The sequence below is a fragment of the Motilibacter rhizosphaerae genome (assembly GCF_004216915.1).
GTDB classification, from domain to species: Bacteria; Actinomycetota; Actinomycetes; order Motilibacterales; family Motilibacteraceae; genus Motilibacter; species Motilibacter rhizosphaerae.
The window spans coordinates 731,781-744,481 of sequence record NZ_SGXD01000001.1; the positions used below are offsets into that span (position 1 = coordinate 731,781).

Here is a 12,701-nt window from a genome sequence, read left to right on the forward strand (position 1 = left end):
GTGGCCGCCCGCTCCCCGCTCGCCACGCTGCTGCGCATCCGCCGGCTGCAGAAGGACATGGCCCGCGCCGAGGCCCTGACCGCCCAGGCGCACGCGCTGCTCGCCGAGCACAACGCCACCGAGCGCGAGGCCAGCGTCGCCCGCTCCCACCCGCTCGACGGCAACCCGCAGGCCTTCGCCGCGAGCGTCGCCGCCGGTCGCGCCCTGGCCGCCGAGGCCTTCGCCGCGCGCCGCGCGCACGCCGAGGCGCAGGCGGTCGTGCAGCAGCGCCTCGCCGAGCTGGCCGAGGCCCAGCAGCGCGAGGACGGCGTCGAGCGCGTGGTCGAGCGCCACGAGGAGGCGGCCCGCGCCGCCGACGAGCGCAAGGTGGCCGCCGAGCGCGACGACCTCGCCGCCCAGTCGTTCCTGCGCCGGAGGGAGGAGCCGTGAGCGTCCCCACCATGGAGCCGAGCGGGCTCGCCCAGGTGCAGAGCCGCATGGCCGCGCTGCAGGCGCAGCTCGGCGGCGCGCCCCAGGCCGCGTCGGTGTCGACCAGCGACAGCTCGACGGGCACCTTCGCCGACTCGCTGAGCGACGCGCTCGGGACGTCCGGGACCGACGCGTCCGCGGCGACCGGCACCACGGCGACCGGGACGGTGACGCCGGCGACGCCCGCGACCCCCACCACGCCCTCGGCGCTCGGCCAGCAGGCGGTCGAGCTGGCCAAGGGCTACGTCGGCGTCCCGTACCTCTGGGGCGGCACCGACCCCAGCAAGGGCCTCGACTGCTCCGGCCTCGTCCAGCTCGTCTACGGCAAGCTCGGCGTCGACCTGCCGCGCGTCAGCCGCGACCAGGCCACCGTGGGCACGCCCGTGGCCGACCTCAGCCAGGCCCAGCCCGGCGACCTGCTCTTCTTCCACACCCCCGTCTCGCACGTCGGCATCTACGCCGGCGGCGGGAAGATGGTGGAGGCGCCGCGTACGGGCAAGGACGTGCAGGTCGTCGACGTCTACGCCACGCCGACCGCGATCCGCCGGGTGACGGGGCTGCCGCAGGCTCCGGCCGCTGCTCCGGCGGCTTCCGGGACGCCGTACGCCGACCTCTTCCGCACCGCGGGCGCCAGCGCGGGCGTGTCCCCGCAGCTGCTCGCCGCCGTCGCCAAGGTCGAGTCCGGTTACCGGCCGGACGCCGTCAGCCCGGCCGGCGCGGAGGGGCTCATGCAGCTCATGCCGTCCACGGCGGCGGGCCTCGGGGTGGACCCGACCAACCCGGCGCAGGCGGTGCAGGGCGCGGCGAAGCTGCTCTCCGGCTACCTCAAGGACTACGCCGGGGACGTCGACGAGGCTCTCGCGGCCTACGACGCCGGTCCGGCCGCGGTCCGGAAGCACGGCGGGGTGCCGCCGTACGCCGAGACCCGCGCGTACGTCCAGAAGGTCCGCTCCGCACTCGACGAGGTGAGCTTGTGAGTCCGCTGCCGCTCCCGCTGCTGCCCGCAGCGCCGGCCGCTCCCGCGCAGGCTCCCGCCGCTGCCCGCCCTGCCGCCGCCCGCCCCGCGGCCGCCCGCTCCGACCGCGCGGTCGGCGACGAGGCACCCGAGGTCGAGGGCACGTCGGCGCGGCGGACCGCCCGCACCGCGCGCGCCCGGGGTGCCGGCCCTGCCGAGACCTCCACCGACGACGGGCAGGACTTCGCCGACCTCGTGGCCGCGGCCATGGGCGCCGGGGCTCCGGACGCGCCTGCCGCTGCATCGACGGCTCCCTCGCCCGCGCCGGTGGCGCAGGCACCCGCGGCGAACCCGGTGCTCGTGCCCGGCGTCCTGCCGGGAGCGGTGCCGGCTCCTGCCGCCGCCGCCCCCGCGGCTGCCCCGGCCCCCTCCTCGCCCGCGGCGGCGGTGTCCCCGGCTGCTCCTGCCGCTCCTGCCGCTCCTGCTGCCGCCGCCCCGGCCGGTGCGCCGGCGGTCCCGACGGCAGCGCCCGCCCTTCCGGTGCCTGCTGCTGCGCCCGCTCCTGCTCCTGCCGCTGCTGCGCCCGTCCTCCCGACGGGTCCGCTGCCCGCCGTCGCGGCGGTCCCCTCGCCGCGCGCCTCCGGTGCTCCTGCCGCCGTCGCCCCGACGACGGCCCCGCCCGCCCCCTCCCCGCCCACGCCCTCCCCGGGCACGACGGGCCCGGTGACGACGGCTGCCGTGACGACGAGCCCGGTGACGACGGCTGCCGTGACGACGAGCCCGGTGACGACGGCTGCCGTGACGACGAGCCCGCTGACGGCGGCTCCGTCCTCGGAGGCGGGCCGCCGCGTACCCGGCCCCGTGCTGGCGACCACCGCGCCCGCGGCACCCCAGGACGCCGTTGCCGTGCCGGTCCCGCTGCCGCTCCCGCGCGCGTCGGTCGCGCTCGCGCCGGCACAGCCCGCGACGCCGACGCCTGCTGCTGCGGCGCCTGCTGCTGCGACGCCTTCTCCTGCCGGGACGACGGCTCCGGCGGCCCCGACCCCGACGCCCGTGGCTCCGCTGGACCCCGCTGCGCCGTCCCGGCCGCAGCACCCCCTCCCCGAGCCCGTCCCTGCGGCCGTGACGGCTCCGGCCGCGGCTCCGACCACCGCGCCCGCTGCGGCAGCCGCGGCGCCGCCCACCACTCCTGCCGACCAGCCGGCGCCGGCGGCGGCAGCCGCGCCTCCCGCTCCGGCGGGGGAGTACGCCGCGCTCGCCGCCGCGCGCCACCCCGGCTCCGGCGGGCAGGCGGACGGGCAGGGCGGCCCCGGCTCCGGGCGGTCCGACGACCCGAGCGGTGGCAGCGCCCCGGCTCCCGCCGTGGACACCGCCGCGCAGCCCGACGCCGCGCAGCAGCCGCTGCCGCCCTCCGCGCTCCCCGCGCCGACGGGCGTCGCGGCCCCCGTCCTCGCCGCCACCCCGCACTCGGCGGAGGCGCGGCGTACCGCTGCGCTCGTGACACCCCAGCTCGTCGCCGCGCTGGCGCCCGTACGCGCCGGTGCCGACGGTTCGCACCGCATGGTCGTCGAGCTGCACCCGGGTGACCTGGGCGTCGTCCAGGTCGTCGCGGAGCTGCGGGACGGCGCGCTGCACGTGCAGCTCAACGGGGCGAGCGAGCTCGGCCGCGACACGCTGCGGGCGACGGCGGACGAGCTGCGCCGCGAGCTGGAGGGGACCGGGCTGGCCTCGGTCTCGGTCGACGTGGGCGACACCACCACCGGGGACCAGCTGCGGCAGGGCTCGTGGCAGGGGCTCCCCGACGGGCTCGGTGGGCGCTCGGGCGGCGGCTCGACGGACGGCTCCTCCCGGCGTACTCCTTCCGGGGGACGGCAGGACGACGGGGATCACTCCGAGGTGTCCTCAAGCCGCACGTCAGGGGCGTCGAACCCAGTGCGTGACGGTCTCGACATCTCGGTCTGAGGGGAGAGCAGCATGACGGGCGCAGCGACGGGCTACACCCCGGTCAGTGCGGTCGGCGGCTCGTTGAGCCTCGCGAACGCGACGGCGACGACGAAGGCGGCCGAGGCCGCATCGGGCAGCACGCTCGACAAGGACGCCTTCCTCAAGCTCCTCGTGGCCCAGCTGAAGTACCAGGACCCGAGCAAGCCGATGGACTCGGACCAGTTCATGGCGCAGACCGCGCAGTTCACCTCGGTCGAGAAGCTCGAGGCGCTCAACACGACGCAGTCCTCGATGCTGCAGTCGCAGAACTACCTGGCGGCCAGCTCGCTGGTCGGCCAGACGATCACGTACCCCACGGCGGACAACACCGATGCCACGGGCGTCGTGACCTCCGCTGTCTTCAGCTCCGATGGACCGGTGCTGCGTGTCGGTGACAAGGACGTGCCCCTCACTGCAGTCAAGTCGGTGGCGCAGACCAAGGCCTAGGCCGGCGTCCGCACCACCCACCCGACCACGGCACACCGCCGTCCAGGAGAAAACCCATGCTCCGCTCACTCTTCACCGGCATCAGCGGGCTCAAGGCCCACCAGACGATGCTGGACGTCGTCGGCAACAACATCGCCAACGTCAACACCGCCGGCTACAAGAGCTCGTCCGCCGTCTTCGAGGACACGATGAGCCAGATGCTGCGCGCAGCAGGCGCTCCTCAGGGCACCTCGGGTGGTACCAACCCCGCCCAGGTCGGCCTCGGCGTCCGTGTCGCGGGCATCTCGACCAACTTCAGCCAGGGCTCGACCCAGAGCACCGGGCGCAGCACCGACCTCTCCATCTCGGGTGACGGCTTCTTCGTCACGAAGCAGGGCGGCGAGGACCTCTACACCCGCGCCGGTTCGTTCAACTTCGACGCCAACGGCAACCTCGTCACCAACGGCGGCGCCTTCGTGCAGGGCTGGACCGCCGACGCGACAGGCAAGGTCGACCCCAACGGTCCCGTGGGCAACATCGCGATCCCGACCGGGACGCTGCTCGCGCCGAGCGAGACCCTGCACACGGGCTTCAAGGGCAACCTCGTCGCCGGTGCGGGCGCCACTCCGGTGACCGCCCGCCAGACGTTCTACGACCCCCAGGGTGTGGCGCACGACGTGGTCTACACGCTGACCAAGGCGACGGCCACCTCGACCCCGGCCGCTCCGGCCGCCTCGACCGGCAACGACGGCTGGAACGTCGCCGTCACCATCGACGGCAACGCCGTCGCCGGCAGCAACCTCTCGCAGCAGCAGCTGCAGTTCAGCAACACCACCGGCCAGCTCGCCTCGCCGGCGGCGACGGGCACGCCCGCGAAGGCGGCCTTCACGCTCACCGTCCCGTGGGGCAGCGGCAGTGCGACGCCGCCCACCAACGTGGTGTCGATCGACGTGACCAACGTCCGCGAGTTCGGCGGTGACGGCACGTTCGAGGCGACCCAGCCCGACGGCTCCACCTCGGGCACGCTGTCCGGCTTCAACATCAACCCGGACGGCACGGTCATCGGGGTGTTCAGCAACGGGCTCAAGCAGCCCCTCGCGAAGATCGCGCTGGCCAACTTCAACAACCCGCCCGGCCTCGAGAAGGTCGGCAGCACGGCCTTCCGCAGCACCGTGAACTCCGGGCTCCCCGAGCTCGGGTCCGCCGGCGCCGGCGGCCGCGGTGCGCTGCAGTCCAACACCCTCGAGATGTCCAACGTCGACCTCGCGACGGAGTTCACGGGGCTCATCATCGCCCAGCGCGGGTTCCAGGCGAACTCGAAGGTCATCACCACCAGCGACGACATCCTCCAGCAGCTCGTCAACATGAAGCAGTAGTCCTCCCCCTGCTGACCGCGGGCCCTCCCACCGACCGGTGGGAGGGCCCGCGGTGCGTCCGGGGTGCGCCAGCGTGCCTGGTTCCTCAGACCCGGGACTTCCGGGCCGATCGGGAGGTGTCACACGTACGGGCCGCACGCGGCCACGAGGGAGGGAGGCAGGATGATCGTGCTGACCAGGCTCAACGGCCAGGCGTTCGCGCTCAACCCGGACCTCATCGAGCGCGCCGAGGCGACGCCGGACACGGTGGTCACGCTCGTCGACGGGAAGAAGTACGTCGTCGGGGAGTCCGTGCGCGAGGTCGTCGTGCTGGTGCGCAACTTCCGCGCCGGCGTCATCTCCACGGCGCAGGCCATGGAGGACCAGGCCGGCCGTGAGCAGGCGGGTCGTGAGCACGCGGGTCGTGAGCAGGCCGCCCGGCGTCCGGTGCCGCAGCCGCGCGACGACGAGCACGCGTACGCGCAGGTCGTGCCGCTGCCCATGAGGGAGAGCTGAGCGATGGATCCCGCAGCGCTCGCTGGCATCGGTCTGGCCTTCGTGGCCATCATCGGCGCCAACGTCATGGAGGGCGGCAACCCCGCCGCGCTCGCGGCGCCGCCCGCCCTCGTGCTCGTCTTCTGCGGCACGATCGGCGCGTGCCTCGCCGGCGGTGTCCTGAAGGACACCATCGGGGCGATCCAGGCGCTCATCAAGGCCCTGACGGCGAAGGCCGTCGACTCCACCGCCGCGGTCGACGAGATCGTCACGCTGGCCGAGCGCGCGCGCCGCGAGGGCCTGCTCGCGCTGGAGGACGCCGCCAAGTCCATCGAGAACGCCTTCCTCAAGAAGGGTCTCCAGATGGCGATCGACGGCACCGACCCCGAGGAGCTCCGCGAGATCCTCGAGGCCGAGGTGACGGCGAAGAAGGCCGGCGACAAGGTGTTCGCCAAGTGGTTCACCGACGCCGGTGCGTACGGTCCGACCATCGGCATCATCGGTACGGTCATGGGCCTCGTCCACGTGCTCGAGAACCTCAGTCAGCCCGACAAGCTCGGCCACCTCATCGCCGGCGCGTTCATCGCGACGCTGTGGGGCGTGCTCTCGGCCAACGTGCTGTGGTTCCCCATCAGCAAGCGCATCGCGCGCGTCTCGGAGCTCGAGCTCGCGCAGATGGAGCTCGTCATCGAGGGGATCCTCGCGATCCAGGCCGGGTCGAACCCGCGCGTGGTGGCGCAGAAGCTCAAGTCCCTCATCCCGGGTGGCGGCGACGCCGCGGCGGAGAAGAAGGCGGCCTGACCCATGAGCGGCGGCGGTGGCGGCCACGGTGGCGGCGGTGGGAAGAAGCACAAGAAGCACGAGGAGGAGGAGCACGAGAACCACGAGCGCTGGCTGGTCAGCTACGCCGACATGCTCACCCTGCTGTTCGTGCTCTTCGTCGTGCTCTTCGCCATCAGCTCCGTCGACCAGAAGAAGTTCGCTGCGCTGAAGGACGGTCTGGCGCAGGGCTTCGGTGCGCCGCTGACCGCGATGGACGGCGGGCAGGGCCCGCTGAACGACAAGGGCACCGACCCGCAGCCGCTCGACGTCATGAGCTCGGTGGAGACGCCGAAGCAGGCGGGCGACGCGGGCCCGGGTACACCCAACGCGACGACGAAGGTCTCGCAGGCCGCGCTCGAGGCCGCCAAGAAGGTGCTGGCCAAGGAGGACTACGCCAAGCTGAAGGCGGAGGAGCAGCAGCTCGAGCAGCTGCAGCAGAAGGTCCAGGCGGCGATCGCCAAGAACGGCCTGCAGAACACCGTGACGACGCGGTTCAACTCGCAGGGCCTCGTCGTGTCGATCGTCAGCAGCAACGTCACGTTCGCGCCCAACAAGGCGAGCCTGACGCCGCAGGGCGCGAAGATCCTCTCGACGCTCGCCCCCGTGCTCAAGGACATCGACAACGACCTCGAGATCGCCGGCAACACCGACACGACGAAGTCCCACCCGGTCGGGTGGGAGAACGAGTGGCAGCTGTCGGCGGAGCGCGCGGTGTCGGTGGTGACGTACCTCGACGAGGTGGCGCACGTGCCGCACGACCGGCTCGCGCCCGTCGGCAACGGGGACACCGACCCCATCGCGGACCCCGCGAAGGTGGCGGGCGCGGACGCGCTCAACCGGCGGGTCGACATCACCGCGCTCTACACCTCGCGCAAGGACCCGCTGGACAAGGTGGACTCGGGCACGTCCGGGGCGGCGAGCGCGTCCGGGCCGTCGGGCGCGTCGGGCGCGTCGGGCGCGTCCGAGGGGGGAGCGTCGGCGGAGCCGTCCAGCGGCTCGCCCGACGGCACGTCCACCGAGTCCGGCACCGAGGTGCCGTGGAACCAGGAGTCGACACCGGAGCCGAGCGGCTCCACGAACGGCCACTGAGCAGGCGCACCGCGAGCCCCGTCCGGCTGGAGCCGGCGGGGCTTGCGGTCGTTCGCCGCTCGTGCGCGGAGCCGGCCGTCTCGCCGCGGTCATGGCCGGGCGCGGCCGTGCGTGGGTCAGGCGGCGCAGGGTTGGGCTTCTGGCCGTGTTTCGTAGACCCGGCCGAGGGGTGTTCGGTGGGCGATGGTGCCGTCGGGGAGGGGGGTGGTGGTCCAGCCCCACCAGGTCTTGAGGTTGTGATGCAGCCGGCACCGGGGGCAGAGGTTGCGGCAGGTGGTGTGGCCGCCGCCCGGGTCGTCGAGATCGCCAGTGCCTGGAGCTTCGTGGTTGAAGGGCACGGTGTGGTCGACGTCGCAGCGGCTCGCCGGGACCGAGCACGTCGGGTGCCCGCAGTGCAGCCACAGCGCCGTCACCCGTGCGCGCTGGGCTGCGGTGGGTTGGTAGCGGAGTCGGTGGAGGTCCAACAGCCGGCCGTCGGGGTCGGTGATCGCGAGCTGCCAGGTCCCGTCGCTCGCGAGCAGGCGGCCGAGGTCGGCGGGGATCGGGCCGTGACCCATCAGGTGAGCGGGGTCCTCGGCGAGGCCGAGGAGCGTGGCGGCGGAGATCTGCACCTGCACCGCGACCGGCGCCGCCGTCCTTCTCAGCGCAGGGAGGAAGTCGCCGTCCGCGGTCGGGTCGAGCAGCACGGAGCACACCGCGACGAGCGCGTCGGCGCGTGACCCGGCCCTCGCCCCGAACCCGCGGTCGACGGTGGGCAGGTCGCGGGCGATCCGGTCGAGCGCGCCGCACACGACCTGCGCCTCGTCGGCGGTGAGCAGGGCACGGATCTCCGCCATCCCGTCGGGCAGCGAGGTGATCCGGACGGCGCGCTGCTGCACGGCGTCGGCGTGCCGCTCCGCCGCGCCGCGGGGGTCGAGCTTGGCGACCGCGCGGCGCAGGTCGCGGCGCAGCTCGCTGACCGTCCGCTCCGGGGCGCGGCGCAGCACCGCCGCCTCGAGCGCTGGGATGGACTCGTCGGCCAGCACGGACGCCTCGTCGACCACCACCCGGGCGTGGGCGGGGGAGAGGTGGCCCTCGGTGAGCAGCCACCGCGTACCCGGGTGGCGGCTCGTCAGCAGCAGCGCGCCGTCCACCATCGCGGCGGTACCGCGCTCGGTCATCCGCAGCGCGAGCGCCATCTCCGCCCGCGCGGACGCCTTCGCCCCACCACCTCGTGCAGCGCCCGGCACGGTCTTCGCGGTAGCCGTCGTGATCTGCCCGTAGGCCGAGGCGATCAGCTCCGCCTTGACCGCGGCCGCGACAGACTCCACCCGCGCGCACGCCTGCACCAGCGCCAGCCGAGCGTCGGCGAGGACCACGGACTCCGGCCGTGGCGCCGTCGCACCCGTACCGCCGAGCGCCCCATCAGACAGGGTCGGTTCGCCGGCGAGCGCCCACGACCGCAGCAGACCCTCGTCGCGACTCAGCTGCTGCACCAGCGACAGCAGCATCGGCCCCGCGGCGACCTGCTCCAACGCCCTCGCGAACGGCAGCCCCGGTCCGGGCAGCGCAACGACCCCGGGCACGGGGCGGACGGGCAACCCGTTGCTCCGCCCAGGACCGTTGTTCGAACGCAAGTTCGAATACTACTCCGACGAGACGGGCGGAGCAAGGGCTGCGGAAGGTGGAGGCAACCCGACGCTTGGGGGCGCCGCGCCGGGGTTCCCGGGCCCGTCGGCTCCCGCGGCCTCGAAAGGCACCTCGTCCCGCCCGCAGTACCCGCTCGGCGAGTCACCGCCGGAGGGGAGGGGGTGGTCACCGCTTGGTGACAGAGGTGCCGCTGGGGCCCTGGCCGTGCCCCCCGCACCATCTGGCCGCCTGCTGACGGTGCGCGAGCGCTGCGCCCTCGCCAGCTCCCGCCGTTCACGGAGGGCGCTGCCCGCGGGAACCGCGACCGCGGATCCCCGGAGCGGCGATGACGCCCAAGATCTGCATGATCACGAGGAAGGGGTGGCCCCAGGACGTGCATGATCGCGGCAGGGTCGGTTCGGCGCCTCGCCGCGGCGCCAAGCCCCGGGACCCGCGCCCCCGCCGCGGGGATGACGCCCACAACGTGCATGATCACGGGGCAAGCAGCTCCCCAAGAAGCGCATGATCACGGGAGGGTCGGTGGTGGCCCCACGCCGGCGCCGAGCCCCTGCTCCTGGTCCCGCCTCCCGCCCTGCCCAGGACGTGCATGATCACGGGGACGGGGTGGCCGCCAGGACGTGCATGATCACGGCAGGGTCGGTCGGGTGATCGCCGCGCGGGTCGGCTGGTCGAGGGCGCGCTACCCCCGACCTTCCTCTCTACCCCCGCCCCTCCTCGCTACTCCCGACCTTCCTCGCTACCCCGCCCCTCCTCGCTACTCCCGCCCCGCGTGCTCTGCCGCGGCACGAGCGCGTAGTCCACGAGGATCTCCTCCCCCCGGCCCGTACGCGCCCCCTCCACGCGTCCGAGCAGGCGGTCCACGGCCTCGCGGGCGATTGCGGCCTTATCGGGCGAGACCGTGCTGATGGTCGGGTTCGAGTAGCGGCCGTCCTCGATGTCGTCGTAGCCCACGACCGCGACGTCGTCCGGCACGCGCAGGCCGACGCGGTGCAGGACGTGCACGGCGCCGAGGGCGACGAGGTCGCTGTAGGCGAAGACCGCGTCGGGCGGGTCGGGGAGCGCGAGCAGGGCCTCCATCGCCCGCGCCCCGTCGGCCCGGTTGAAGCGCGGGGTCTGCACGACGAGCGACTCGTCGACGGGCAGGCCGGCCTCGGCCAGCGCCTGCCGGTAGCCCTCGGTGCGCCGCTGGGCGGCCTCGCCGGTGCGGTACGGCTGGTCGCCGATCGCCGCGATGCGGCGCCGGCCGCAGGCCACGAGGTGGCGCACCGCGTCGCGCGACGCGGCGACGTCGTCGATGCCGACGTGGTCGAAGCCCCCGTCGGAGCTGCGCTCGCCGAGCACGACGAGCGGGAGCGCCTGGTCGCGGTCGCGCAGCTCGTCCTGGGAGAGGCCGAGCGGGCTGAACAGCATGCCGTCGTAGCGCAGCCCCCTGCTCCTGCGCCGCAGCAGCGCGGCCTCGTGCCGCGGGTCGCCGTCGGTCTGGTCGATGAGCACGTCGTAGCCGCGGGTGCGCGCACGCGGGATCACGGCCTGGAGCAGCTCCGAGAAGTACGGCGTGTCGAGGTACGGCACCACCACGAGGATCTGGCCCGACCGGCCGTTGGCGAGGCTGCGCGCCAGCAGGTTCGGCTGGTAGTCCAGCTGCGCCAGTGCGCGCTCGACCTTGGCGCGGGTGTCGGGCGTGACCCGGGCGTACCCGTTGACGACGTTCGACACCGTGCGGGGCGACACGCCGGCCAGCTCGGCGACGTCGCGCAGGGTGGGGTCGCGCACCGCGGGGGCGGGCACGAGCCGGTCCTCGCGCGGCGTGGCGCTCACGGGCGGCTCCTCCGTCGGGGGTGCCGCGGGCCGCGGCGGGTCACGATGCAGAAACGTTAGCGGACAGGTCTTGCAGCGGTGCAAAATCCGCGGCACACTCGCTTTTGCAGCGCCGCAAAGCGCGGAGCGCAGGAGGGGGACCAGGGCCTCCTCGGCGGTGCAGCACGTTCCGACCCTTCCGGCCCGCCTGGGCCACGGCTTCATTTGGTAGCGCTAACATGCGCGTCGACAGGAGGAAGTCCATGAGCAAGCAGCGACGCTTGTCCCCCCGCGGAGCCGCAGGGCGCGCGCTGGTCGGCGTGGTCGCGCTCGGCGCGCTCGCCACCGGCTGCAGCAGCGGCGCGAGCTCCACCAGCACCACCGCTGCAGGCGGCTCGGCCGCGCCGGCAGCGAGCTCGGCCGGAGCGGCGAGCACCGGCAGCGGGGGCGCCCCCGGTGCCGTGCACATCAAGGTCTGGGCGTGGTACCCCGAGTTCAAGAGCGTCGTGGACGCGTTCAACGCCTCGCACAAGGACATCCAGGTCGACTGGACCAACGTCGGCACCGGCCCCGACCAGTACGCCAAGCTGAAGACGGCGTTCAAGGCCGGTAGCGGAGCGCCGGACGTCGCCATGGTGGAGTTCCAGGAGCTCCCGAGCTTCGAGATCCTCGGCAAGCTGACGGACATGGGCAAGTACGGCGCGAACGACGACAAGTCGCTCTACGCCGACTGGGCGTGGACGCAGGCGACCGACGGCGACAAGGTCTACGCGATCCCGGTCGACGGCGGCCCCATGGCGCTGATGTACCGCAAGGACCTCTTCGACAAGTACCAGATCCCGGTCCCGAAGACGTGGGACGAGTACGCCGCCGATGCCGCGAAGATCCACGCCGCCGACTCGAAGGCCTACATCGCCAGCTTCGGCAAGGACGGCGGCTGGATCAACGGGCTGATGTGGCAGGCGGGCTGCAAGCCCTACACGTACTCCTTCAACACGGCCAAGGACACCGTCGGGGTCAACCTGACGGCACCCGCCTGCAAGAAGGTCTTCGACTACTACGGCGACCTGGAGAAGAAGGGGCTGTTCGGCAAGGACCCGTTCTTCACCGCGGACATGAACGCCGCCCTGGACAGCGGGAAGTACTGGACGTGGGCGTCCGCGGGCTGGACCCCCGGCTACCTCGCCGGCTCGCTGAAGAAGACCGCCGGCAAGTGGGCCGTGGCGCCGATGCCGCAGTGGACCGCCGGTGGCACGGCCAACTCCGACTGGGGCGGCTCGACGTTCACCGTGACGACCCAGACCAAGCACCCGAAGGAGGCGACCATCGTCGCGCGGGAGCTGTTCGGGAAGTCGCAGGCGGCCTGGGACATCGGCGTCAACAAGGCGTTCCTCTACCCGCTGGTCAAGCAGGTCGCCGACTCGCCGGCCTTCACCGACAAGGCGTACGACTTCTTCGGCGGTCAGAAGGTCAACCAGATCTACGTCCCCGCCTCCAACGGCATCGGTGACTTCCAGTACTCCCCGTTCCAGGACTTCGTCTTCAGCACGCTGAACGACAACTCGGCGGCGGCGCTCGCCGGCAAGAAGGACTGGTCCTCGGTGCTGGACGACACGCAGAAGACGATCAGCGACTACGCGAAGCAGCAGGGCTTCAAGGTCACCCAGTAGCCCCGGCGCGGG

At 73.4% G+C, this 12,701-nt stretch carries 11 protein-coding genes; 9 read left to right on the forward strand and 2 right to left on the reverse strand.

Annotated elements, in window-relative coordinates; translation table 11 throughout:
• The 8 genes from EV189_RS03310 (at position 1) to EV189_RS03345 (ending at position 7,593) form a co-directional block, all read left to right on the forward strand.
• Positions 1 to 429 carry a hypothetical protein gene (locus EV189_RS03310; RefSeq protein ID WP_130491496.1) on the forward strand — a complete coding sequence of 143 codons (429 nt, stop codon included), beginning with the start codon at positions 1 to 3 and terminating at the stop codon, positions 427 to 429.
• Positions 426 to 1,445, forward strand: coding sequence for an NlpC/P60 family protein (locus EV189_RS03315; RefSeq protein ID WP_231116016.1), 1,020 nt, complete (start codon positions 426 to 428; stop codon positions 1,443 to 1,445). The genes EV189_RS03310 and EV189_RS03315 overlap by 4 nt, the downstream gene beginning before the upstream one ends.
• Positions 1,442 to 3,385, forward strand: a complete 1,944-nt coding sequence (locus tag EV189_RS20925; RefSeq protein WP_130491497.1) for a flagellar hook-length control protein FliK — start codon at positions 1,442 to 1,444, stop codon at positions 3,383 to 3,385. Before EV189_RS03315 ends, EV189_RS20925 begins: the two co-directional genes overlap by 4 nt.
• A gap of 12 nt (positions 3,386 to 3,397) precedes the next feature.
• Positions 3,398 to 3,853, forward strand: coding sequence for a flagellar hook capping FlgD N-terminal domain-containing protein (locus EV189_RS03325; RefSeq protein ID WP_130491498.1), 456 nt, complete (start codon positions 3,398 to 3,400; stop codon positions 3,851 to 3,853).
• A gap of 56 nt (positions 3,854 to 3,909) precedes the next feature.
• Positions 3,910 to 5,208 (forward strand): flagellar hook protein FlgE, encoded by a 1,299-nt coding sequence (locus tag EV189_RS03330; RefSeq protein WP_130491499.1) that lies wholly within the window; start codon positions 3,910 to 3,912, stop codon positions 5,206 to 5,208.
• Between the two features lie 162 nt (positions 5,209 to 5,370).
• Positions 5,371 to 5,703: a flagellar FlbD family protein gene (locus EV189_RS03335; protein WP_130491500.1), complete on the forward strand. Its 333-nt coding sequence runs from the start codon at positions 5,371 to 5,373 to the stop codon at positions 5,701 to 5,703.
• Between the two features lie 3 nt (positions 5,704 to 5,706).
• The gene (locus EV189_RS03340) at positions 5,707 to 6,483 is read left to right on the forward strand and encodes a flagellar motor protein (protein WP_130491501.1); all 777 of its coding nucleotides are present in this window, start codon (positions 5,707 to 5,709) and stop codon (positions 6,481 to 6,483) included.
• Between the two features lie 3 nt (positions 6,484 to 6,486).
• On the forward strand, positions 6,487 to 7,593 hold the full coding sequence (locus EV189_RS03345) for an OmpA/MotB family protein (RefSeq protein WP_130491502.1): 1,107 nt from the start codon (positions 6,487 to 6,489) through the stop codon (positions 7,591 to 7,593).
• 116 nt (positions 7,594 to 7,709) lie between these two features.
• Here the strand turns inward: EV189_RS03345 and EV189_RS03350 are convergent, their stop codons facing one another.
• Together EV189_RS03350 and EV189_RS03355 are read right to left on the reverse strand one after the other, a co-directional pair.
• Entirely contained in the window at positions 7,710 to 9,158 is a 1,449-nt protein-coding gene (locus tag EV189_RS03350; RefSeq protein WP_130491503.1) for a DUF222 domain-containing protein, read from the reverse strand.
• Between the two features lie 781 nt (positions 9,159 to 9,939).
• A complete protein-coding gene (locus EV189_RS03355) occupies positions 9,940 to 10,995 on the reverse strand; it encodes a LacI family DNA-binding transcriptional regulator (RefSeq protein ID WP_165400145.1) in 1,056 nt (351 codons plus the stop codon).
• Between the two features lie 287 nt (positions 10,996 to 11,282).
• Here EV189_RS03355 and EV189_RS03360 point away from each other — a divergent pair, with 287 nt between their 5' ends.
• On the forward strand, positions 11,283 to 12,689 hold the full coding sequence (locus EV189_RS03360; RefSeq protein WP_130491505.1) for an ABC transporter substrate-binding protein: 1,407 nt from the start codon (positions 11,283 to 11,285) through the stop codon (positions 12,687 to 12,689).
• Positions 12,690 to 12,701 lie beyond the last annotated feature (12 nt).

Bases quoted from the DNA above. Each gene is read 5' to 3' on its own strand.
- EV189_RS03330 (WP_130491499.1), top strand. From the start codon at position 3,910: ATGCTCCGCTCACTCTTCACCGGCATCAGCGGGCTCAAGGCCCACCAG.
- EV189_RS03325 (WP_130491498.1), top strand. From the start codon at position 3,398: ATGACGGGCGCAGCGACGGGCTACACCCCGGTCAGTGCGGTCGGCGGC.
- EV189_RS03340 (WP_130491501.1), top strand. From the start codon at position 5,707: ATGGATCCCGCAGCGCTCGCTGGCATCGGTCTGGCCTTCGTGGCCATC.
- EV189_RS03360 (WP_130491505.1), top strand. From the start codon at position 11,283: ATGAGCAAGCAGCGACGCTTGTCCCCCCGCGGAGCCGCAGGGCGCGCG.
- EV189_RS03335 (WP_130491500.1), top strand. From the start codon at position 5,371: ATGATCGTGCTGACCAGGCTCAACGGCCAGGCGTTCGCGCTCAACCCG.
- EV189_RS03345 (WP_130491502.1), top strand. From the start codon at position 6,487: ATGAGCGGCGGCGGTGGCGGCCACGGTGGCGGCGGTGGGAAGAAGCAC.